The 19,749-nt window shown below is 71.7% G+C and carries 23 protein-coding genes and 1 riboswitch; of the genes, 12 read left to right on the top strand and 11 right to left on the bottom strand.

Annotated elements, in window-relative coordinates; translation table 11 throughout:
- Window positions 1–18 precede the first annotated feature (18 nt).
- Entirely contained in the window at window positions 19–867 is an 849-nt protein-coding gene (gene otsB, locus ACFYOB_RS25310; protein WP_388563062.1) for a trehalose-phosphatase, read from the top strand.
- Window positions 868–875: 8 nt separating this feature from the next.
- Here the strand turns inward: otsB and ACFYOB_RS25305 are convergent, their stop codons facing one another.
- Window positions 876–2,339 (bottom strand): trehalose-6-phosphate synthase, encoded by a 1,464-nt coding sequence (locus ACFYOB_RS25305; RefSeq protein WP_388563060.1) that lies wholly within the window; start codon window positions 2,337–2,339, stop codon window positions 876–878.
- Between the two features lie 46 nt (window positions 2,340–2,385).
- Complete coding sequence (locus ACFYOB_RS25300; protein ID WP_388563058.1) at window positions 2,386–3,363, bottom strand: glucosyl-3-phosphoglycerate synthase; 978 nt, start codon at window positions 3,361–3,363, stop codon at window positions 2,386–2,388.
- A 186-nt stretch (window positions 3,364–3,549) separates the two neighbouring features.
- A riboswitch (SAM riboswitch) is annotated at window positions 3,550–3,706 on the top strand.
- On the opposite strand from ACFYOB_RS25300, the gene thrC reads away from it, so the two are divergent.
- From thrC to groL, 4 genes are all read left to right on the top strand, one after another.
- Window positions 3,700–4,998 (top strand): threonine synthase, encoded by a 1,299-nt coding sequence (gene thrC / locus ACFYOB_RS25295; RefSeq protein WP_388563056.1) that lies wholly within the window; start codon window positions 3,700–3,702, stop codon window positions 4,996–4,998. (Overlaps the previous riboswitch by 7 nt.)
- A gap of 36 nt (window positions 4,999–5,034) precedes the next feature.
- Window positions 5,035–5,310: a MoaD/ThiS family protein gene (locus tag ACFYOB_RS25290; RefSeq protein ID WP_388563054.1), complete on the top strand. Its 276-nt coding sequence runs from the start codon at window positions 5,035–5,037 to the stop codon at window positions 5,308–5,310.
- A 412-nt stretch (window positions 5,311–5,722) separates the two neighbouring features.
- Window positions 5,723–5,929 carry a cold-shock protein gene (locus ACFYOB_RS25285; protein WP_030009783.1) on the top strand — a complete coding sequence of 69 codons (207 nt, stop codon included), beginning with the start codon at window positions 5,723–5,725 and terminating at the stop codon, window positions 5,927–5,929.
- 294 nt (window positions 5,930–6,223) lie between these two features.
- Window positions 6,224–7,846, top strand: a complete 1,623-nt coding sequence (gene groL / locus ACFYOB_RS25280) for a chaperonin GroEL (protein WP_388563053.1) — start codon at window positions 6,224–6,226, stop codon at window positions 7,844–7,846.
- An 82-nt stretch (window positions 7,847–7,928) separates the two neighbouring features.
- Here groL and ACFYOB_RS25275 read toward each other — a convergent pair whose 3' ends face one another.
- Entirely contained in the window at window positions 7,929–8,501 is a 573-nt protein-coding gene (locus tag ACFYOB_RS25275; RefSeq protein WP_388563234.1) for a Uma2 family endonuclease, read from the bottom strand.
- A gap of 137 nt (window positions 8,502–8,638) precedes the next feature.
- On the opposite strand from ACFYOB_RS25275, the gene ACFYOB_RS25270 reads away from it, so the two are divergent.
- Together ACFYOB_RS25270 and ACFYOB_RS25265 are read left to right on the top strand one after the other, a co-directional pair.
- Window positions 8,639–9,247, top strand: coding sequence for a phosphoribosylanthranilate isomerase (locus ACFYOB_RS25270; RefSeq protein WP_388563052.1), 609 nt, complete (start codon window positions 8,639–8,641; stop codon window positions 9,245–9,247).
- Between the two features lie 70 nt (window positions 9,248–9,317).
- Window positions 9,318–10,055, top strand: a complete 738-nt coding sequence (locus ACFYOB_RS25265) for a beta-glucanase (protein ID WP_388563051.1) — start codon at window positions 9,318–9,320, stop codon at window positions 10,053–10,055.
- Between the two features lie 25 nt (window positions 10,056–10,080).
- Here ACFYOB_RS25265 and ACFYOB_RS25260 read toward each other — a convergent pair whose 3' ends face one another.
- Together ACFYOB_RS25260 and ACFYOB_RS25255 are read right to left on the bottom strand one after the other, a co-directional pair.
- Window positions 10,081–11,712, bottom strand: coding sequence for a serine/threonine-protein kinase (locus ACFYOB_RS25260; protein ID WP_388563050.1), 1,632 nt, complete (start codon window positions 11,710–11,712; stop codon window positions 10,081–10,083).
- A 109-nt stretch (window positions 11,713–11,821) separates the two neighbouring features.
- Window positions 11,822–12,178, bottom strand: coding sequence for a protease inhibitor I9 family protein (locus ACFYOB_RS25255; protein WP_388563048.1), 357 nt, complete (start codon window positions 12,176–12,178; stop codon window positions 11,822–11,824).
- 353 nt (window positions 12,179–12,531) lie between these two features.
- On the opposite strand from ACFYOB_RS25255, the gene ACFYOB_RS25250 reads away from it, so the two are divergent.
- Complete coding sequence (locus ACFYOB_RS25250; RefSeq protein ID WP_388563046.1) at window positions 12,532–13,719, top strand: S8 family peptidase; 1,188 nt, start codon at window positions 12,532–12,534, stop codon at window positions 13,717–13,719.
- A 61-nt stretch (window positions 13,720–13,780) separates the two neighbouring features.
- Window positions 13,781–15,214: a PQQ-binding-like beta-propeller repeat protein gene (locus ACFYOB_RS25245; RefSeq protein WP_388563044.1), complete on the top strand. Its 1,434-nt coding sequence runs from the start codon at window positions 13,781–13,783 to the stop codon at window positions 15,212–15,214.
- Here the strand turns inward: ACFYOB_RS25245 and ACFYOB_RS25240 are convergent.
- Both ACFYOB_RS25240 and ACFYOB_RS25235 read right to left on the bottom strand, forming a co-directional pair.
- Window positions 15,201–15,455, bottom strand: a complete 255-nt coding sequence (locus ACFYOB_RS25240) for a DUF397 domain-containing protein (protein WP_388563042.1) — start codon at window positions 15,453–15,455, stop codon at window positions 15,201–15,203. The two genes, ACFYOB_RS25245 and ACFYOB_RS25240, sit on opposite strands and share 14 nt — an antisense overlap.
- Window positions 15,439–16,275, bottom strand: a complete 837-nt coding sequence (locus tag ACFYOB_RS25235) for a Scr1 family TA system antitoxin-like transcriptional regulator (RefSeq protein WP_388563040.1) — start codon at window positions 16,273–16,275, stop codon at window positions 15,439–15,441. The genes ACFYOB_RS25240 and ACFYOB_RS25235 overlap by 17 nt, the downstream gene beginning before the upstream one ends.
- Before the next feature lie 115 nt (window positions 16,276–16,390).
- Here ACFYOB_RS25235 and ACFYOB_RS25230 point away from each other — a divergent pair, with 115 nt between their 5' ends.
- From ACFYOB_RS25230 to ACFYOB_RS25220, 3 genes are read left to right on the top strand one after another with little or no spacing between them, the layout of a single operon-like run.
- Window positions 16,391–16,609 carry a hypothetical protein gene (locus tag ACFYOB_RS25230; RefSeq protein ID WP_388563038.1) on the top strand — a complete coding sequence of 73 codons (219 nt, stop codon included), beginning with the start codon at window positions 16,391–16,393 and terminating at the stop codon, window positions 16,607–16,609.
- Window positions 16,610–16,638: 29 nt separating this feature from the next.
- Entirely contained in the window at window positions 16,639–16,821 is a 183-nt protein-coding gene (locus ACFYOB_RS25225; RefSeq protein WP_388563036.1) for a type II toxin-antitoxin system VapB family antitoxin, read from the top strand.
- 9 nt (window positions 16,822–16,830) lie between these two features.
- On the top strand, window positions 16,831–17,466 hold the full coding sequence (locus ACFYOB_RS25220) for a hypothetical protein (RefSeq protein WP_388563034.1): 636 nt from the start codon (window positions 16,831–16,833) through the stop codon (window positions 17,464–17,466).
- Window positions 17,467–17,500: 34 nt separating this feature from the next.
- On the opposite strand, the gene ACFYOB_RS25215 is transcribed toward ACFYOB_RS25220, so the two are convergent.
- The 4 genes from ACFYOB_RS25215 to ACFYOB_RS25200 form a co-directional block, all read right to left on the bottom strand.
- Entirely contained in the window at window positions 17,501–18,268 is a 768-nt protein-coding gene (locus ACFYOB_RS25215; RefSeq protein ID WP_388563032.1) for a hypothetical protein, read from the bottom strand.
- Between the two features lie 94 nt (window positions 18,269–18,362).
- Window positions 18,363–18,740, bottom strand: a complete 378-nt coding sequence (locus tag ACFYOB_RS25210) for a hypothetical protein (protein WP_388563030.1) — start codon at window positions 18,738–18,740, stop codon at window positions 18,363–18,365.
- Window positions 18,737–19,327: a GNAT family N-acetyltransferase gene (locus ACFYOB_RS25205; RefSeq protein WP_388563028.1), complete on the bottom strand. Its 591-nt coding sequence runs from the start codon at window positions 19,325–19,327 to the stop codon at window positions 18,737–18,739. Before ACFYOB_RS25205 ends, ACFYOB_RS25210 begins: the two co-directional genes overlap by 4 nt.
- Window positions 19,324–19,728 (bottom strand): hypothetical protein, encoded by a 405-nt coding sequence (locus ACFYOB_RS25200; RefSeq protein ID WP_388563026.1) that lies wholly within the window; start codon window positions 19,726–19,728, stop codon window positions 19,324–19,326. The genes ACFYOB_RS25205 and ACFYOB_RS25200 overlap by 4 nt, the downstream gene beginning before the upstream one ends.
- Window positions 19,729–19,749 lie beyond the last annotated feature (21 nt).

Raw genomic sequence — 19,749 nt, 5'->3', positions numbered from 1 at the left:
GCCGTTAGGGTCGTCCGTATGGGGAGCCATCCGCACGACTTGCCGATGCCCGTCACCGCAGCCGGACGCGAGGGACTCGAAGCCCTGCTCCGCGCACCCCGCCGGTCCGTGATCGCCCTGGACTTCGACGGGACCCTCGCAGACATCGTCCCGGACCCGGACCAGGCACGGGCCCACCCCCGAGCCGTACCCGCCCTGGCCGCGCTGGCCCCCGAGGTGGCCTCGGTGGCCGTGGTCACCGGCCGGCCGGCGGGCGTCGCCGTCCGCTACGGAGGCTTCGCCGGGGTCTCCGGACTGGAACACCTGGTGGTCCTCGGTCACTACGGGGCCGAACGCTGGGACGCCGTCACCGGGATAGTCCACGCCCCCGCCGAACACCCCGGGGTGGCGGCGGTCCGGGCCGAGCTGCCGGGATTCCTGGACTCGATCGGGGCCTGGCGGGGCACGTGGATCGAGGAGAAGGGCCGGGCGCTGGCGGTCCACACCCGCCGCGCGGAGGACCCGGAGGCGGCCTTCGCGGCGCTCCGGGAACCCCTGGCCGAGCTGGCCGCACGGCACGGGCTGATGGTCGAACCGGGCCGGGCCGTGCTGGAGCTCCGGCCGCCCGGCACGGACAAGGGCGTCGCCCTGACGGAGTTCCTCACGGAGACGGACGCGGGGCCGGTGCTGTACGCGGGCGACGACCTGGGTGACCTGGCCGCGTACTCGGCGGTCGAGAAGCGCCGGGCCGACGGCCTGCCGGGGCTGCTGGTGTGCAGCGGTTCCGCCGAGGTCCCGGAGCTCGCCGCGCGCGCCGACCTGGTCCTGCCGGGCCCCGGCGCGGTGGCGGCCTTCCTGGCCGACCTCGCCGGGGCCCTGCGCTCCTGACCCGCGGGTCAGCCCTGCAGGTCCGCGAGTTGGGCCGCGAACCACTGGGACGGGGGGAGGGCGGTGGCGGCCGCCGCAAGGCGCTTCGTGCGGTCCGCGCGCTCGGCGTCCGGCATGGACAGCGCCGCGTGCAGTGCCTCGGCCGTCTGCGTCACGTCGTACGGGTTCACCGTCAGCGCGTCCTGGCGGAGCTCCTCGTACGCCCCCGCCCCGGTCGACAGCACCAGCACGCACCCCGCCTCCGACACCACCGGGATCTCCTTCGCCACCAGGTTCATCCCGTCCCGCACCGGGTTCACCAGCGCGACGTCCGCCATCCGGTAGGCCGCGAGCGAGCGCGCGAAGTCGTCCTGCACCGACACGTGCACCGGCTGCCAGTCCGCCGTGCCGAACTCCGCGTTGATCTCCTCTGCGAGCTCCCGCACCGACTCCGTGTACGCCCGGTACACGGCCAGGTCCTGCCGCGACGGGTACGCGGACGCCAGGTGAACCACCCGGCCGCGCCATACGGGGTGCGTGGTCAGCAGCTCCCGGTAGGCGAGGAGCCCGCGCACGATGTTCTTCGACAGCTCCGTCCGGTCCACCCGGACGATCGTCTTCAGGCCGCCGACCTCCGCCCGCAGCGCCGCCAGCTTGTCCTCCACCTCCGGCCGGTGCGCCAGCACGCGCAGCTCCTCCGCATCGACCCCGAGCGGGTACTGGGCCACGTGCGTGAACCGCTTCTCCCCGTAGCCCCGGCCGTCCGGCCGGGGCCGGCGGTGGTACACCCCGCGCTCGGGAGTCCCGCTCGGGATCGAGGACTGCGCGATGCCGGTCTCGTCGTCCAGGTTCGCGCTGGTGATGAAGTTGACCGACCAGGCCCAGGTGTGGAAACCCAGCCGGTCCGCCCCGAGCATCCCCCACAGCAGCTGCTCCCGGATGTCGTCCGGCAGCATCCGCAGGAAGTCGGACGAAGCCCACGGCGTGTGCGTGAAGTGCCCGATCCGCAGGTCCGGCCGCAGCTCACGCAACTGCCCCGGCACGAGCGCCAGGTGGTAGTCCTGCACCAGGACGCGGGCGCCCTGCGCCGCCTCCTGCGCCAGCGCCTCCGCGAAGGCCCGGTTGTACTCCACGTAGGACCCCCACTGGCGGCGGAACTCCGCGTCGAAGACCGGCGTGCGCGGGATCTCGTACAGGTGGTGGTGGGTGAACCACAGCACCGAGTTCGCGATGCCGTTGTACGCGTCGTCGTACACCGTGGGATCGATGTCCAGCATCCGGACACCGGGCTCGGCCACGCCCCGGCGGACCGCCTCCCGGTCCGCCTCCGACAGAGCAGCGCAGATCCACACCGCGTCCGGCTGCTCCGCCAGGGCCGCGGAGAGTCCGGAGACGAGACCGCCCCCGCCGCGCCGGGCACTGAGCGTGCCTTCGGCGGAGAGGGCGTACGAGAGCGGGCCGCGGTTGGCGGCGACGAGTACCTGAGAAGCCATGCGGCGAACCTAGCCCGGCCCGGGTCCGCTCAAACCGTTCCCCGCGTCACGCCACGCTGCGCAGCGCGTACTCCTTCACGCTCAGCATCGGCGGCCGCTCCTCCGTGTCCACCGCGTACGTCCGCGGCACGAACCCCTCCGGCCCCCGCTCGAACTGCGTCAGCTCGGGCCGTACGTGGGGGTACCCCCAGCGGTAGCTGGGGGAGTGGCCGCGCGAGAGCCGCAGCTGCGCCGTGCGGTATATCGCCGCGGCCATCCGGCCCAGCGCCTGCCCGTCCTGGTGGCGGTGGACCCGTACGCCCACGTCCACCTGGGCCAGCGCGTCCAGCCCGACCGTGTGCAGCGCGTCCACCAGCAGGCCCAGCTCGACGCCGTACCCGACGGGGAACGGCAGCCGCTCCAGCAGGGAGCGGCGTACGGCGTACTCGCCGCCCAGCGGCTGGACGAAACCGGCGAGCCGCGGCCAGTGCAGGTTGAGGAGCGGGCGCGCCACCAGCTCCGTCACCCGGCCGCCCTGGCCGGGGGCGTCGCCCAGCGGGCGGTCGTACATCGCCTTGACGAACTGCACGTCCGGTTCGGTCAGCAGCGGCCCCACGATCCCGGAGACGAAGTCGGCCGAGAAGTCCCGCAGGTCGGCGTCGACGAAGCAGACGATGTCCCCGTCGGTGGCCAGCAGGGAACGCCACAGCACCTCGCCCTTGCCGGGCAGCGCCGGGATCCGCGGCAGGATCTCGTCGCGGTGCACCACGCGGGCGCCGGCCTTCGCCGCCACCTCGGCCGTCCGGTCGCTGGAGCCCGAGTCGACCACCACTAGTTCGTCCACCAGGGGGAACGGCAGTCCCTCGATCAGCTCGCGCCGGATCACCTCGACGATCGCGCCGACGGTCGCCTCCTCGTCGAGCGCGGGCAGCACCACGCTGACCGTGGTCCCAGCCGCCCGTTTCCGGTCCAGCAGCTGGTCGAGCGGTCGGTCGGCGGCGGACCAGGAGCGGTCTGCCAGCCAGCGCTCCACCTCTTCCAGCACCCTCGGTACTCCCTGCATCGTCACTTGTTCGGACCGATATGCGATCCATCTCGCGGTTCGGACGGCTGTCTCAACCGCCCGGCCCTTCGGTTACAGTCTTGAACAACGCAAAGGACCACCGCATGCCGGGGGTCCTTGCGCACAAACGCCCGGGTGCGCCATAGCGCGCGCAACCCGGTGCCATACCGCTCATCCAGAGGGGCAGAGGGACACGGCCCGTTGAAGCCCCGGCAACCCTCCAGTCGGTTCTCGCGATGCGTTTTCACGCACCCCAGCGAGGTCCCCGGCTAGGGAAGGTGCCAATTCCGTCTCATGGCGAAGTGCGCCATGGGGAAGATGAGGAGAAAGGGCCTCGCCATCATGGCTGTACAGACGCATCCCACCTCTGTTGATCTCGGACCTGCCACCGGCCTTTCCTGTCGCGAGTGCGGTACCCGCTTCGAGCTCGGACCCATCTTCGCGTGCGTCGAGTGCTTCGGACCTCTGGAAGTCGCCTACGACCTCCCGACCGGAGACCCCGAGGCCCTGCGAGCCGCGATCGAGGCCGGTCCGAACAACATCTGGCGGTACGCGCCGCTGCTGCCCGTCCCCGCGGACGTGGCCTCGAAGCCGAGCCTGAACCCGGGCTTCACCAAGCTCGTGGACGCCCAGAACCTGGCCAAGGAGCTCGGCGTCACCGGCAAGCTCTACGTCAAGGACGACTCCGGCAACCCGACGCACTCCTTCAAGGACCGCGTCGTCGCGATCGCCGTCGAGGCCGCCCGCGCCTTCGGCTTCACCACGCTGTCCTGCTCCTCCACCGGCAACCTGGCCGGCGCCGTCGGCGCCGCGGCCGCCCGGGCCGGTTTCCGCTCCTGCGTGTTCATCCCGCACGACCTGGAGCAGGGCAAGGTCGTCATGGCCGGTGTCTACGGTGGCGACCTGGTCGGCATCGAGGGCAACTACGACGACGTCAACCGCTTCTGCTCCGAGCTCATCGGCGACCCGCTGGGCGAGGGCTGGGGCTTCGTCAACGTCAACCTCCGCCCGTACTACGGCGAGGGCTCCAAGACCCTGGCGTACGAGATCTGCGAGCAGCTCGGCTGGCAGCTGCCCGACCAGATCGTTATCCCGATCGCGTCCGGCTCGCAGCTGACGAAGATCGACAAGGGTCTGCAGGAGCTGATCAAGCTCGGCCTGGTCGAGGACAAGCCGTACAAGATCTTCGGTGCCCAGGCCGAGGGCTGCTCCCCGGTGTCCACCGCCTTCAAGGCCGGCCACGACGTGGTCCGCCCGCAGAAGCCGAACACCATCGCCAAGTCCCTCGCGATCGGCAACCCGGCGGACGGCCCGTACGTCCTGGACATCGCCCGGCGCACCGGCGGCTTCGTCGAGGACGTCAACGACGAGCAGGTCGTCGAGGCCATCAAGATCCTCGCGCAGACCGAGGGCATCTTCGCCGAGACCGCGGGCGGCGTGACCGTCGGCGTCACGAAGAAGCTCATCGAGAACGGGCAGCTCGACCCGGCGCTCACCACCGTCGTCCTGAACACCGGTGACGGCCTCAAGACCCTGGAGGCGGTGGCCGCCGACAGCGGTCAGACCGCCACCATCCGCCCGAGCCTGGACGCGTTCCGCGCCGCCGGCCTGGCCTGACCATCTCCCAAGCCCTACCGGAAAGGCAGTAGCGCCATGAGCGTCAACGTCCGCATCCCCACCATCCTGCGCACCTACACCGGCGGCCAGGCCGAGGTCCCGGCCGAGGGCGCGACCCTGGCCGAGGTCATCGAGTCGCTGGAGAAGAGCCACCCGGGCATCGCCGCCCGCGTCCTGGACGACCAGGGCAAGCTGCGCCGCTTCGTGAACGTCTACGTCAATGACGACGACGTGCGATTCGAGGGAGGGCTGGAGGCGGTGACGCCGGACGGCGCCGGTGTCTCGATCATTCCCGCCGTCGCCGGAGGCTGACCAGCCCGGCACAGTGCCGGCGGCTGCTGACGCACGAAAACCGTAATTGCCCCCTCCGCTAAAAGCGGAGGGGGCAATTCTGTTTGATTGGGCACGGTAGAGTTGGGGAAGTCCCCTCCGCTGGACTTGCCCGCAGCATATGAACGGGTCGCGTGAGGGTCGACATCGGGTCAATGTGCAAGCGCGGTATGGGGCTTTGGCGAGATATGTCGGGCCCGAGTTGCCCTGCGATATGCCAAATTTTCACTCTATTTCAATGTTTCTGGGTGTCCAGATTTCTCGTCGGATTGACCTGTTGCAGACAGCACCGACGCGGATACATTCAGCCTCGGTCGACGCGTTCCGACGCAAGTTCTGACCCGGGAGCGCGAAGTGCGTTCCTGCGCAAGGGCCAGTAATAGGGGAGTTAGGCATGGCTCAGGGCACCGTCAAGTGGTTCAACGCGGAGAAGGGCTACGGCTTCATCGCGGTCGACGGTGGTGCGGATGTGTTCGTCCACTACAGCGCCATCCAGATGGACGGATACCGCACCCTTGAAGAGGGTCAGCGGGTCGAGTTCGAGATCTCGCAGGGCCAGAAGGGTCCGCAGGCGGACATGGTCAAGCTCGCACTCGGCTAGTCCCGGCGCGATCGACCGCCCACGCGTACGTAAGAGGGGCCCACATCCTGGACACGGGGTGTGGGCCCCTCGTGCGTTCACGGGGGCGTTCGCCCAAGCCGCTTGCACTCGTGGGGGTCGAGTGCTAATCATTGGCGTTAGCACTCTCCAGGTGAGAGTGCTACCAAAACGAGGACCGGGTCGGTGAGGCCCGCAGGGTCCGGCGGGAAGGAACCGCCGGGCACGCAGGCCGTCCGTCGCGGGCGCGGGCGCGGTCCGGGAGCAATCCACCGCTGTCCGGGAGGACCACTTCAGATGGCCAAGATCATTGCGTTCGACGAGGAGGCCCGGCGCGGTCTCGAGCGTGGGATGAACCAGCTCGCCGACGCCGTCAAGGTCACCCTTGGCCCCAAGGGTCGCAACGTCGTCCTTGAGAAGAAGTGGGGCGCGCCCACGATCACCAACGATGGTGTCTCCATCGCCAAGGAGATCGAGCTCGAGGACCCGTACGAGAAGATCGGCGCCGAGCTGGTCAAGGAAGTCGCCAAGAAGACGGACGACGTCGCCGGCGACGGTACGACCACCGCGACCGTGCTCGCCCAGGCGCTCGTCCGCGAGGGCCTGCGCAACGTGGCCGCCGGCGCCAACCCGATGGCCCTCAAGCGCGGCATCGAGAAGGCCGTCGAGGCCGTCTCCGGCGCCCTGCTGGAGCAGGCGAAGGATGTCGAGACCAAGGAGCAGATCGCTTCCACGGCCTCCATCTCCGCCGCCGACACCCAGATCGGCGAGCTCATCGCCGAGGCCATGGACAAGGTCGGCAAGGAAGGCGTCATCACCGTCGAGGAGTCCCAGACCTTCGGTCTGGAGCTGGAGCTCACCGAGGGTATGCGCTTCGACAAGGGCTACATCTCGGCGTACTTCGCCACCGACATGGAGCGTATGGAGTCGGCTCTCGACGACCCGTACATCCTGATCGTCAACTCCAAGATCGGCTCGGTCAAGGACCTGCTGCCGCTCCTGGAGAAGGTCATGCAGTCCGGCAAGCCGCTGCTGATCATCGCCGAGGACGTCGAGGGCGAGGCCCTGTCGACCCTGGTCGTCAACAAGATCCGCGGCACCTTCAAGTCCGTCGCCGTCAAGGCCCCGGGCTTCGGCGACCGCCGCAAGGCCATGCTCGGCGACATCGCCATCCTCACCGGTGGCACGGTCATCTCCGAGGAGGTCGGCCTCAAGCTGGAGAACGCCGGTCTCGACCTGCTCGGCCGCGCCCGCAAGGTCGTCATCACCAAGGACGAGACCACCATCGTCGACGGTGCCGGTGACAGCGACCAGGTTGCCGGTCGCGTGAACCAGATCCGCGCCGAGATCGAGAACTCCGACTCGGACTACGACCGCGAGAAGCTCCAGGAGCGCCTCGCGAAGCTGGCCGGCGGCGTGGCCGTCATCAAGGCCGGCGCCGCGACCGAGGTCGAGCTCAAGGAGCGCAAGCACCGCATCGAGGACGCCGTTCGCAACGCGAAGGCGGCCGTCGAGGAGGGCATCGTCGCCGGTGGTGGCGTGGCCCTGCTGCAGGCCTCCGCGGTCTTCGAGAAGCTGGAGCTCACGGGCGACGAGGCGACCGGCGCCAACGCCGTGCGCCTGGCCCTTGAGGCCCCGCTCAAGCAGATCGCCGTCAACGGTGGTCTCGAGGGTGGCGTCGTCGTCGAGAAGGTCCGCAACCTGCCGATCGGTCACGGCCTCAACGCCGCGTCCGGCGAGTACGTGGACATGATCGCCGAGGGCATCATCGACCCGGCCAAGGTCACGCGCTCCGCGCTGCAGAACGCCGCGTCGATCGCCGCGCTGTTCCTGACCACCGAGGCCGTCATCGCCGACAAGCCCGAGAAGGCCGGCGCCGGCGCCCCGGGCGGCATGCCGGGCGGTGACATGGACTTCTGATCGGCCTGAAGGCTGATCGGCTGTTCTCGAACGAGGGCGGCACTCCCGTACGGGGGTGCCGCCCTCGGGCGTTTCCGCGTGTCTAGAAGCCGGTGGTGTCGATGGTGAAGTCGAACGGCTTCGGGACGTGCAGGGGCTGGTCGAAGGACACCTTCGTACGGGAGCGGTATCCGTGCGGCGAGGGGTCCCAGAAGCAGGTGATCTCCGAGCCCTGCATGTCGACGACCAGGTAGACCGGTACGAGCCGACCGTACACATCCAGCTTCTCGCTCCAGTCGGTATCCCTGGTGGAGACGGACGTGAACTCTCCGACGAGCGACAGGGCCGCCCCGTCCGCGTGCCGGCCCTCGCCCTCGAAGGCCGATTCGTCCGCGACGAAGAGGGCGGGCCCGTACGCGCGCTCCGCTGCCGAGAACCGGAAGAGGAAGGGTGCGATCTCCGCGATGTGCCCCTCGGGTGCGTGGGCCTCGAGCTGTTCACGCAGCGCACGCATGCGACGCAGGTGGCGCAGCTTGGAGAACGGCGAAACGATGATCTTCCCCCGGATGAGCTCGGCCTTGAAGCCCTCTGGCGTGTCCATCTCCTCAACGGTGCGCAGGAGCGTCTCGAACGTCGGCAGTGCCGCCTGCTCTATCGGTGTGGCCCGCTCGGTCATGATCGTCACCGTAGTCCTCCGCGTGGCGTGCTGGGCACTGGCCGTGATGCTCGTTCCAGGCTGGTGACGGGCGGACGGTCCCGCCCGGTTGCCGAGACGGATCACCACCCAACAGGGGGCTTTGGTTGACTGGGGGCATGAGCGATCTCTTCGTCAAGATCTGCGGCCTGAAGACCGCGCACGACGTCGACGTGGCCGTGGCCGCCGGGGCCGATGCCGTCGGGTTCGTCTTCGCGCCCGGCAGCCCCCGTACGGTCGACGCGGCCACCGCGCGGGAGCTGGCCGCGCGGGTGCCGGACGGGGTGCTCACCGTCGGCGTGTTCCGGGGGCAGCCGGTGGCGGAGGTGCGCCGGTTCGCCGAGGAGAGCGGTGTACGGGGCGTGCAGCTGCACGGCGAGGAGGGCCCCGAGGACTTCGCGGCGCTGCGCGCCGAGGGGCGGACGCTGCTGCGGGCCACCGCCGAGCACGTGAAGCGCTGCGGCGAGTACGGCGAGGACCTGCTGCTCCTCGACGCCCCCGACCCGGGCTCCGGCAAGCCGTGGAACTGGGGATCTGCGGACTTCACGCCGCCCGAGGGTCGGTGGCTGCTCGCGGGCGGGCTGACCCCCGCCAACGTCGGCGAGGCCGTCCGGGTCACCGGCGCGTGGGGCGTGGACGTCTCCAGCGGCGTGGAGCGCGCGCGGGGGGTGAAGTCGCCCGAGCTGATCCGCGCCTTCGTCGAGGCGGCGCGCAACACCGGTCGCTGAATGCTTCCATACGATTACCCTGCGCGATGATTCCGGCATGGGTGCGTCCGGTTGTGGGCACACCCCCTGCATGGACTCGGAAAAGCTCGGCTGGCTGCGGCGCTTGACGTCGCGCCTCGCCCCGGCGGGCGCCGGCGGCGCGGGTGCGGTCAAGGCGCGCCTCGCCCCCCTCTTCACCGCCGACTTCACCTCGCCCACCCAATGGGTCGCGGGCCGCTCGTGGGCGTATCCCGACGGCGGCCCGACGAACCCGGGCGACAACAAACTGGACCACCTCGTCGACGATCCCGCCTACAGCCGCAGCGGCGTCTTCCGGGCCAAGCTCAGGCCCGACGGCAACTGGAACACCGGGCTGCTCACCACCGAGGGCAGCGACGAGGGCTTCATGGTGCGCACCGGCGACGTCCTGGAGGCCCGGGTCAGGCTCCCGGTGGAGCTGGGTGCCTGGCCGGCGATCTGGACCTGGCGGGACGGTGGCCAGGAGATCGACGTCTTCGAGTACCACCCCGACAACCCGGACCTGCTGGAGCTCTCCAACCACGTCCGCCAGGCGCACCGCTACCACCGCGACCCGTCGGTGCGGCCGGGCGCCTGGGTCGACCTCAAGGTCGAGTTCGGGCGGAGGTCGGTCGTCTGGTGGGTCAACGGGGCCCGGGTGTTCGCCGACCGCGCGGGCGTCGGCCGCTCCTGGCGCGCGTACCTCATCGTGAACCTGTCCGTCTGCGCCGGGCGTTACCACCCGGCGCCCGGCCCGGGGGTGACGGAGATGGAGTACGAGGTCTCGCGGTTGTGCGTGTACCGGACCTAGGTGGCCGGGCGGGCGGGCCGCTCCGTCAGGATGCGCGCCAGACGGTCATGTCTGCGGACACGAAGGACAGCTCCTTCAACTTCGGGGTCGACTTGATCTGGATCACGAGCAGCGCGATGTCCCCCGACGGGTGCATGACGCAGATCTCGCTGCCGGCCGCCGCCGCGGCCAGCGGGACCTTCTTGGACACGGCGGGCCTCGTCATGAGGCGGCACGTGTCGAGGTTGCCGGTGCCCGGGGGGCCGTACAGCAGCGTGAGCACGCTCGCGTCGCTCTCCAGCTGACAGCCGGTCACCTCGCAGTTCAGGCGGATGTCCCCCGTGCGGTCGTCGCGCCGGACCGGTTCCTTGATGCCGATCGAGTTCTCTTCGTCCAGGCGCACCTGGGGGAAGGGGACCGCCGCGGGCGGCTTGGACGCCGTGGGCGTGCTGGGTGTGCCCGGTGCGGATCCGGAGGTCTTGGGCGCCTTGCCGCCGGTCGCCGACCCGGTCGGCCCCGACGGTGTCCCCTGGGCCCCGGCGGCGGCCGAGCCGTTCGGCTTCGCCCGGGACGCGTCCAGTTCGCGCATCCGGTCCGCCGCTCCCTTGCCCAGCCAGGCCAGGCCCGTCAGCAGCACTGCTCCCGCTGTCACCGCCGCCGCCGTGATCAGCGCGATGCGCCGCCTGCGCGCCCGCTGTTCCTCCGGCCCGAGCGGCGCCGTCGGCTGCGGCGGAAGCCAGTTCACCGGGGTCGTGTGCACCGCCGTGGGCTGCGGGACCGGAGCCGGAATCTCCACCTCGGGCCCCGTCACCTCCCGCCAGACGGCCGGTCCGCCGCCCGCGTCGGCGTCCTTGCCCAGATGCTTCCGGCACCACGCCACGATCTCCGCCGGGGTGGCCCGCTCCTCCGGATCGGAGGCCAGGCACCGGGCGAGCAGCGGGCGCAGCGGCTCCGGGAGCCGGGACAGGTCGGGCTCGGAGTGCACGATCCGGAACAGCACGCTCACCGAGGGCCCGTCCCCGTACAGCGGCTCGCCCAGCGCCGCGAACGCCGCCGTCTGGCCCAGCGCGAACACGTCGGTGGCTGCCGTGACCTCGCCCCCCGACGCCTGCTCGGGGGCCATGTACTGGGGCGTGCCGATGGCGGTGCCCGTGGCGGTCGCCGCGGTGGTGCCGGACGCCAGCGATATGCCGAAGTCGATGACCCGGGGCCCGTCGGAGGCCAGCAGCACGTTCGACGGCTTCAGGTCCCGGTGCACGACGCCCGCGCCGTGGATGGCCTGCAGCGCCTCGGCCACCCCCGCCACCAGCCACAGCACCGCGGGCACCGGCAGCGGTCCGCGCCGGGCGACGGCCTGCGAAAGCGAGGGCCCGGGCACGTACAGGGTGGCCAGCCAGGGCGGCATCCCGTCCGCCTCCGCGTCGATCAGCTCGGCGGTGTACGCGCCCCGGACCCGCCTCGCCGCCTCCACCTCCCGGCGGAAGCGCCGCCGGAACGCCGGGTCCTCGGCCAGTTCCGGCCGTACCACCTTGATCGCGACCGGGCGGCCGCCCTGGGTGTGCGACAGGTAGACGCGGCCCATGCCACCCGCGCCGAGCCGGGCCGCGAGGCGGTAGCCGGCCACGGTCTGCGGATCGTCCGCGCGCAGCGGCTCGAACACCTCGGTCGCACTGTCCATCGGTCTCCCCCCGATCCCCCGATCAACCGATGGGTTGATCCGCATCACCCTAAGCGTCGGGCGGGGGCGGGGAATTGCCGGGGAGTCCGTGCGCGCGAGGCCTTCGCGGTCAGACGGCGGTGCCGAAGGAGGACGCGCCGCCGTCCTCCTCGACCGACTTCACGACCGCGGTCGCCCGCAGGGCCTGGACCTGCTCGGGGGAGAGGCGGGCGGCGAAGCCGTTCAGCGCGTCTCGGTAGACGTGCAGCGGGGTGATCCCGTACGCGTCCGCGACGGCGGCCGGGTCGAGGCCCGGGTGCACCGTGACGATGTACGTGGCATGGTCGGCGGCGGCGGCGGCGGCCGTGCGGGGCACGGGCTCGGCCACGGCGGCGGTGGCCGCGGACACGGGCAGGGCGGCGACGGCGGCCAGTACGGCGGCGACGGCGGCGGCCGTCGGCAGGGCTCGGTTCAGACGGTTGCGCATGGGCCGAGGGCATCACGCGCGGCGGGGCCGGTCAACGACGCCCGCGGGTGTGGCGGGAGCGTGGCGGCTGTGCGCCCCCTTGGGCGGGGGCGGCCCATACGGGTGATCTTTCCGGGGTGGGCACGGCCGTGCGGTCCGGGGCGAGGCCTTGACGGCAGAGGCGGTTAACCCTTTCTGCAGCGTGTCGGACGCGCCGTGTTGACGGTACTGCCGACCGATCGGCCAGGAGGGGGCGTCGGTTCAAGCCGCGCCGAGGCGGCACCCGATGGAAAGGAGGGCCGCACCCGCACGGCACTCCTTGCCGCGGGGCAGCTCACCCAGCCGACCTTTCACCCCGTCAGGGAGATTCCGACATGCGCCTGCTCGCACGCGCCGCCACCGCCGCTCTCCTCACCATCGCCCCCATCGGCGCCGGTACGGCCTCGGCCGCGGCCCCGGAGCCGACGCCGGCACCGCTCCTCACCTCGGCCGATGCGGTTCCCGGCAACTACATCGTGACCCTCGACCAGGGCATGGACGCGGCCAGGACGGCGGAAAAGCTGAAGCTCAAGCCCTCGTTCGTCTACCGGTCCGTGATGAACGGCTTCGCGGCCCCCCTCACCCCGCTCCAGCTGGATGCCGTCCGGAGGAGCCTCGGAGTGAAGTCGGTCGAGGAGGACACGAAGGTGGCCGCCCCGAAGATGCCCGCCGCCGCCAGGGCGAACAGGGCCCCGTCCGTCTCCTGGGGCCGGGACCGGATCGACCAGCGGGAGTCGGCCCTGGACAACAACTTCACCGCCAAGGGCAGCGGCTCCGGAGTGAACGCGTACATCCTCGACACCGGCATCGACTACAAGCACACCGAGTTCGACGGGCGCGCCAGCTTCGGCTTCGACGCGATGCCGGACGCCGCCATCCAGAGGGGCCAGGACTGCCAGGGCCACGGCACGCACGTCGCGGGCATCGTCGGCGGCAAGACGCACGGCGTGGCCACCAAGGCCAACCTGATCAGCGTCCGCGTCCTCGGATGCGACGGCAAGGGCTCCTACTCGGGGATCCTCGCGGGCCTCGACTGGGTGGCCAAGAACGCCAAGCAGCCGGCCGTCCTGAACGCCTCCTTGGGCGGCCCGAAGTCCGAAGCCATCAACAACGCGGCCAACGCGGTCTCCGACGCCGGCATCCTGCCGGTCATCGCGGCGGGCAACGAATCGCAGGACGCCTGCAACGTCTCTCCGGCGTCCGCGAGCCGAGTGCTGACGATCGCGGCCACCAACCGCTACGACGAGGAGACCAGCTTCTCCAACTACGGCGGCTGCGTCTCCCTCTACGCACCCGGGGAGGAGATCGTCTCCGCGAAGCTCGGCGGCGGCAGCATGGCCCTGAGCGGTACGTCCATGGCCGCGCCGCACGTCGCGGGTGTCATCGCCCTCTACAAGCAGGCGCACCCGTCCGAGCAGCCTGCGGACATCGCCAACTTCGTGACCGACGAGTCCACCAAGGACGCCGTCCTCAAGATCAGCAAGGGCACGCCCAACCAGCTGCTGTTCACCTCGGGTCTCTGACCCGGGCCCGTTGACCGGCCCCCCTCGGGCGCGCCAACTAGGCTGCGCCCAAGGGGGGATCATGGGCAACGACTCGACTGACGACACATCTCGGGGCGCGCGGTGGCTGTCGCGCGCCCTGTTCGTTTGCGGCGTGGCGGTCGCCGCCGTGACCGTGCTGTACCTGGTCCTGCTCGGCAGGATGGCGTTCGTCGACTGGTCACGGGGCAAGGGCTGGCTGCTGTTGTTCACCCCGGCCCTGGGGCTCCTCGCGTACGTGCTGCTGGCCCGGGGGCGACGCGGCGCCCGGGGTGCGCCGGTCCGCTGGCTGGCGGTGGTGCTCGCGCTGGCCGCGCTGTGGCCCGCCTGGGAGGCGTACGCGTGGATGCGCGGCCCGCAGATGTACGTGTGGACGTGGTGGCAGCGGGAGAACCCGGAGTCGGCCCGGCCGGTCGGCGCCTGGCTGCTCCCGTCCAAGGGGCTGGCGCGGGCCCGTACGGACGGCGTGTTCGTCTACAACGGCGAGGGCCGCTCGGCCGGAGGGCTGGCCGCCGCCGAGGGCACCACCCTGTGCGCCCTGAGCCGGGCCACCTCGCACGAGACCGGGCTGGTCGCCTCCGCGCGGACTCCGGGCGGCTGCGGCTCGCGGGTCTCGGCCGTGGACCTGCGGGAGGGCCGGCAGCTGTGGGCGAAGGACTTCCCGGCGGCGCCGTCCCGGGACCGGGACGCGGTGCCGGTGGCGGCGGTGGACGGTACGGCCGTCGCCGTGACGCAGGGCGCCCTGCTCGGCCTGGACCTGCGAGGGGGCGCCGAGCGCTGGCGGGCGCCGGTCCCGGCCGGCTGCGAGGTCCGTGCGCTCGACGGGGCCGCGGGCCGGGTCCTGTACGTCGAGGACTGCTCCGGCGGCGGTGACGGCGGAGCAGCCCGGCTGACGGCGCTGGACGCGCGCACCGGCACCGTGGCCTGGCAGAGCCCGCTGCGCACGCCGGGCACCAGTGGCCCGCACACGGAACTGCGGATGGTGTCGGCGCGGCCGATCGCGCTGCGGGCCGGGGAGTCGGTGCTGCTGTTCGACGACTCCGGGCACGAGCGGGGCGCCGTGCCGGTGTCCGGCCCGCGGGAGGACCTGCTCACGGAGCCCGGACCGCTGGTCAGCGGCGACCTGCTGATCACCCCGGTGAAGGACAAGGTCCCGGGTGTCTCCGCGTACTCCCTGGTGGACGGCCACCGCGTCTGGCACGCCGCGCTCGACGGCGCCACGGTCCTCGGGATCGCGCAGGGCCGCAGCCCGGGCGGGGCCGACGTGGTGACGTCGACCGCCGCGCGGACGTACCTGTGGCACCTGGACGGGAGCACGGGCAGGCGGAAGGCCGAGCCCGCGATCCTCCGGGACGTCCCGCTGGGCAGGCGGTTCGAGATCTACCCGGAGGCGGCGGAGGGCTACACGTTCGTGAACCTGGACGCGGGCGGCGAGCTGCCCGCGTTCTTCGCCCTGGGGCGGGTCAGAGGCTGGTGACGAAGGCGGCCCAGGCCGGGCCGTTGAAGGTGAGGTGGGGGCCGTCGGGGACCTTGGAGTCCCGGACGGGGACGATGCCGGGGTGGCCGTCGGCGACCTCGACGCAGCTGCCGCCGCTGCCGCCGCTGTGGGGGGACTTCCGCCAGGTGGCCATCTCCAGGCAGTTGCCGCCATCGCCGGCGCTGTAGCTGGACTTGTGCCAGATGGCCGCTGAAAGGTCGTACTCAGGCGTGCTGGTCATGTGAGTAATCCTCCGCCACTGACTCGATCAGAGCCAGGGATTCTCGTGGTGAGAGCGCGCTGGCCGTGAGGAGATCGTAGGTCAGGGTGTGATGGGCCACCGTGGCTGGATCGTCCAACAGCAGTCCTGTTTCGAGGCCTTCGACGTAGGCGAGCGGCGGAGCATCGTCGAAGTGCATCAGCCTGAGGGGGCCACCCAAAGCGGCGTGGGCTCCCGCCTTGAACGGGATCACCTGGGCGATGACCCGATGCGATTGGATCAGCGTAGCGAGGTGCCTCAAGGACTCGGCCATTACCTGCTGGTTGCCGACCTCACGGCGGAGCACCGCCTCGTCAAGGACGGTCCACAACAGTGGCGTTGTTGGATCAGTGAGTAGCGAGGCCCTGGCCAGCCGGTTCGTGACCAGCTCGTCGATGGTCTCTTCCGTAGCCGTCGGCTGGTACGCACGGAACACGGCCCGCGCGTACGCCTCCGTCTGCAACAGCCCCGGGATGATCAGTGGCGCGTACTCCCGGATGGCCTTCGCCAGAGCCTCCGCCTCGGCCGCCGCCGCGAAGTGGTCCGGGTACTTGGACTTGGCCGCCGCCCCGCAGTTGCGGACGAAGAATCCGCCCGTCTTGAGGATGTCGTCTATCTGGCGGGCCAATTCGAGGTGCATGCGGCGCGTGCCCGCTTCGAGCTGGCCGATGAACGAGCCGCTGACGAAGAGCGGCTCGCCCAACTCGGCCTGGCTGTAGCCGGCGCGCTCGCGCGCCACGCGCAGTTCGGCGCCGAGCAGGGCGCGGGGTGAGGAGGAGGGGTCGAGGTTCTTTCCTGGCATGGCAACTCCCTGACCAACACGTGCGGTTGTTGCGGTTTCCGCATTGAAAGGCTAGCGAGCGCATCGCCACTCTGAGTACTGAAGCCGGATACGCAGAGTAGAAAGGTGACATGTCATGGTGCTCACGCCACAGGAGCGCATGCAGGCGGCCGAGGAGGCCGTCCGCCAGCTTAGGGAATCCCTGGCCGGAGTGGGGGTGCTCTTCCCGTCACTGGGTGTGGAGCGGGTCTCGGCGGCGGGTACGTACGGGCTGCCGCTGGTCGACCTGGGCCGCTGCAACCTGGACACCGCGCTCCGGCTGGCCGCCGTTCTCCACGAGCGGGCCAACCCGTGACCGGGTCGCCGCGCGGCCGGCGTCATGCGATGGCTGCCCGCCTGGAGGAAGCGCTGTCACGCGCCATGGTGGACCTTGACGAGGTACTTCTCGCCGAGGCGGCGGAAATCCTGGGCACGACGAGCAGGCGGGCGACGGTCAACGGCGTGCTGGCGGAGTTCGTGGCGGCCCGGCGGCGGCACGCCGAGGGGGCGGCGGCGCCCCGTTGTTAGCCTGCGCCGATGGGACTGGACATCACCGTGGTCATGGCCGACTGGGAAGAACTGGCCCGGATACCCGCGGGCGGGCGCCTGGAGGCGCTGACCGACGCCGTGTGCCCGTCCTTCTGCTGCGTCGCGTGCGAGGACGCCGACTTCGCGGTGGCGGGCGGCTGGGTGTGGCCACGGCAGTCGCCTTGGTGTGCTGAGTACCGGTTCTTCGGAACCACCGGTTCGTACAGCTGGCACTTCAACCTGGCCAACGCCTGGGAGGAGCTCAGGGCATCGGCCTCGCCCGGTCTGCGGGACGCCCTCGACCGCTTCCTGAGCGGCCTGGTGTGGGACGGCCCGGACGGCGTCGCGGGGACGGATCCGGACGATGGCCCCCCGCCCGCGCGCGGCTTCCCGGAGGACCCCGAACCGTGGCGGCCGGGGGCCCTCCTGCTCCGTGCGCCGGACGAGGTGCCGGCGCTCGTCCGCGCCTGGGAACTGGCCGCACCGCGGCTGGAGGAGCTCCGTGAGCCCTTCGATGCCGAGGCCGCCCGCTGGGCGGCCCGGCCCCGCACCTTCGACGGGACCGTCGCGCTCATGCACGAGTGGGGCGAGGTGGTCACGAGGGCGGAGGTACGGGGCTGGGGGCTGGTCGGACTTCCGTGGTGATCGCGCTGCCGTGGCGGTCGGCGGTCGGCGGGCGCTAGGGGCGCGGGGGGAGTTGGTCGTACGTCTTGAAGGTGTAGTGCGCGGACAGGGCGATCGAGTTGCCGGTCGCGGCCGGGAGGCCGAGGCGGTCGTTGAGCAGGCGGCCCAGGGGGCCGCAGCCGGTGGCGGCAGGGGCGGTGAAGGCGTCGTCGCGCGCGTCGAACTTGATGACCGGCGGGTTCTTCGAGACCCACTGGGACTTGCCCGTGCGCTTGAGGCGGATCTCGATGGGAGCCTCGCCGGCGCCGATGACGCAGCCGTCGGGCAGCGCGGGGCCGACGGCGCGGAAGCGGAGGGTGAACAGGCCCATGTCGTCGCCGACGGAGTAGAAGTCGGACCGGCCGCCGTACTCCGGCCGCAGGGAGAGCTGTCCGAGGCGGGGGTTGTGGTGGCCGGCGGGGGTGCCGAGGATGCCGCCGGGGACGGCGGTCGGGCCGCCGCGCAGGGCGCCCCAGACCTGGCCGTCGGTGCCGTCGGGCAGGGGGCCCTCGGCGTGGGTGATGGTCATCGGGGAGAGCTCGGGCAGGGTGCGGCTGCCGAGGGTCAGGGAGCCGGTCGCGGTGAGGACCTCGCACTTCCAGCGGGCCGCGTCGACCCCGGCGGGGATCGCGGGGCAGTCGCCGAAGTCGTACGAGGGCGCCGGCTCGGCCGCGCTTGCCACGCCGGTGGCGGTGACGGTGGCGGCGGCGAGGACGGCGGCGAACGCGATCCCGGCGGCCCCGCGCCGGACGGCCGAGGTGCGCTTGTCAGTGGTGATCTGCATGCCGGCCAGCCTGCCGCCGCGCCGTGCCCACCGGCTATCGGGGCGTGCCCTTGCCCTACCCCGACCTCCCCCTGACTCCGTGTCAGGGTGACCCTCAGGCCGAGCGGAAGCGCAGGCGGAGGTACTGGGCGTACGGGGACGCCGCGTCGAAGAGCTGGAGGCCCAGGTGTCCGGGGACGGCCGCGCCCCAGAGCCAGACCTGGTCGCAGCCGTAGCAGAACGCCGCCTCGAAGAGCGGCTCCGTGCCGTCGTCCCCGTACGCGCGGATGCCCCAGCCAGGGTCGAACCGGCACAGGTTGATCCGGCCGGCGGGCAGCTTTCCGATCACGGTCAGGGCCTCGGCGGCCTGGGGGCCCTCCCAGTGGGCCAGCAGTTCGCCGGTCATCGCGTCGCCCCACCGCTGGGGCGGCGCGGAGATGCGTACGACGTCCACCCGGGTGGTTGCGGCGACGGCCGCCGCGGGGAGCTTCATGCCGGTGCGTCGGTGCGCAGGCGGGCGTGGAGGTGCTCGTCGTGCCAGCCGTCCGCGTGGAGGAGGGCGCCGCGCATGGTGCCCTCCAGCTGGAAGCCGGCCTTCGTCGCGATGGCGCAGGAAGCCGGGTTGGCCACCGAGTGGGTGATGCGCAGCCGGTGCAGGCCGAGGTCGTCGAAGGCCCAGCGGCTGACGCGTTCCGTGGCCCGGACCATGACCCCGGCGCCGCGCCCGGCGGGCAGCAGCCAGTACACGATCTCGCCGCTGCCGCCGCGCAGATCGAGGTCGGCCAATCCGATGGACCCGACGGCGGGGCCGCCCGCGGCGGGGGCGACGGCCCAGATCGCGGCCACTTCGGCCTGCCAGCGCCCGTGCCAGCGGGCGATGCGGTCCTCGGCCCCGGCCAGGGTGAGGGGGTCCGGCCGGTTCCAGTGCCGGATCTCCGGGTCGAGGCAGGACTCGACCAGCGCGGGGGCGTCGTACGGGGCCCAGGGGCGGAGCAGCATCCCGCCGGGGAGCGGGAGTTGCGGCTGCGGCACGGCGCTCATCCGCCCGGCGGGGACCACATCGGGTATCGGGTCGGTCATGGAGTGATCATGCCCGGTCCCGCGGCCGCCGCGCGGAAGCGGGCGAGCAGGGCGCGGGATTCCGGGGCCGCGGGGTCGAAGAACTGCTTGGCCAGCGGGGGCGGGACGGCCGGGCCGTGGAGCCGTACCTCGTGGCAGCCGAAGCAGAACTGCGCCTCGAACAGCGCGGGCGTGAGATCGCTGTCGTACGCGCGGACCGCCCATCCGGGGTGGTAGCCGCAGCGGTGCTGTCCGCTGCCCAGCAGCGACGCGATCAGTGCCAGGGCCGACGCGGCCTCCTCCGCCGTCCACAGGGCGACGGAATCACCGGTGAACGGGTCGGCGGGACGCACCGGCTCCGCGGTGAGGCGTACGACCTCGATCAGGGCGGCGGCGGACACGGCTTCGGCGGGGAGTTGCATGCTGGCATCATCGCCGCTCCC

It is taken from the genome of Streptomyces sp. NPDC006463, assembly GCF_042870715.1.
GTDB lineage: Bacteria > Actinomycetota > Actinomycetes > Streptomycetales > Streptomycetaceae > Streptomyces.
The sequence above is the reverse complement of the archived record's forward strand: the minus strand, read 5'-3'. Positions and strand labels throughout refer to the sequence as shown.

Excerpts from the sequence above, each read along its gene's own strand:
- otsB (WP_388563062.1), top strand. The coding sequence starts at position 19 with ATGGGGAGCCATCCGCACGACTTGCCGATGCCCGTCACCGCAGCCGGA.
- ACFYOB_RS25305 (WP_388563060.1), bottom strand. The coding sequence starts at position 2,339 with ATGGCTTCTCAGGTACTCGTCGCCGCCAACCGCGGCCCGCTCTCGTAC.
- thrC (WP_388563056.1), top strand. The coding sequence starts at position 3,700 with ATGAGGAGAAAGGGCCTCGCCATCATGGCTGTACAGACGCATCCCACC.
- ACFYOB_RS25290 (WP_388563054.1), top strand. The coding sequence starts at position 5,035 with ATGAGCGTCAACGTCCGCATCCCCACCATCCTGCGCACCTACACCGGC.
- ACFYOB_RS25285 (WP_030009783.1), top strand. The coding sequence starts at position 5,723 with ATGGCTCAGGGCACCGTCAAGTGGTTCAACGCGGAGAAGGGCTACGGC.
- groL (WP_388563053.1), top strand. The coding sequence starts at position 6,224 with ATGGCCAAGATCATTGCGTTCGACGAGGAGGCCCGGCGCGGTCTCGAG.
- ACFYOB_RS25275 (WP_388563234.1), bottom strand. The coding sequence starts at position 8,501 with ATGACCGAGCGGGCCACACCGATAGAGCAGGCGGCACTGCCGACGTTC.
- ACFYOB_RS25270 (WP_388563052.1), top strand. The coding sequence starts at position 8,639 with ATGAGCGATCTCTTCGTCAAGATCTGCGGCCTGAAGACCGCGCACGAC.
- ACFYOB_RS25265 (WP_388563051.1), top strand. The coding sequence starts at position 9,318 with ATGGACTCGGAAAAGCTCGGCTGGCTGCGGCGCTTGACGTCGCGCCTC.
- ACFYOB_RS25260 (WP_388563050.1), bottom strand. The coding sequence starts at position 11,712 with ATGGACAGTGCGACCGAGGTGTTCGAGCCGCTGCGCGCGGACGATCCG.
- ACFYOB_RS25255 (WP_388563048.1), bottom strand. The coding sequence starts at position 12,178 with ATGCGCAACCGTCTGAACCGAGCCCTGCCGACGGCCGCCGCCGTCGCC.
- ACFYOB_RS25250 (WP_388563046.1), top strand. The coding sequence starts at position 12,532 with ATGCGCCTGCTCGCACGCGCCGCCACCGCCGCTCTCCTCACCATCGCC.
- ACFYOB_RS25245 (WP_388563044.1), top strand. The coding sequence starts at position 13,781 with ATGGGCAACGACTCGACTGACGACACATCTCGGGGCGCGCGGTGGCTG.
- ACFYOB_RS25240 (WP_388563042.1), bottom strand. The coding sequence starts at position 15,455 with ATGACCAGCACGCCTGAGTACGACCTTTCAGCGGCCATCTGGCACAAG.
- ACFYOB_RS25235 (WP_388563040.1), bottom strand. The coding sequence starts at position 16,275 with ATGCCAGGAAAGAACCTCGACCCCTCCTCCTCACCCCGCGCCCTGCTC.
- ACFYOB_RS25230 (WP_388563038.1), top strand. The coding sequence starts at position 16,391 with ATGGTGCTCACGCCACAGGAGCGCATGCAGGCGGCCGAGGAGGCCGTC.
- ACFYOB_RS25225 (WP_388563036.1), top strand. The coding sequence starts at position 16,639 with ATGGCTGCCCGCCTGGAGGAAGCGCTGTCACGCGCCATGGTGGACCTT.
- ACFYOB_RS25220 (WP_388563034.1), top strand. The coding sequence starts at position 16,831 with ATGGGACTGGACATCACCGTGGTCATGGCCGACTGGGAAGAACTGGCC.
- ACFYOB_RS25215 (WP_388563032.1), bottom strand. The coding sequence starts at position 18,268 with ATGCAGATCACCACTGACAAGCGCACCTCGGCCGTCCGGCGCGGGGCC.
- ACFYOB_RS25210 (WP_388563030.1), bottom strand. The coding sequence starts at position 18,740 with ATGAAGCTCCCCGCGGCGGCCGTCGCCGCAACCACCCGGGTGGACGTC.
- ACFYOB_RS25205 (WP_388563028.1), bottom strand. The coding sequence starts at position 19,327 with ATGACCGACCCGATACCCGATGTGGTCCCCGCCGGGCGGATGAGCGCC.
- ACFYOB_RS25200 (WP_388563026.1), bottom strand. The coding sequence starts at position 19,728 with ATGCAACTCCCCGCCGAAGCCGTGTCCGCCGCCGCCCTGATCGAGGTC.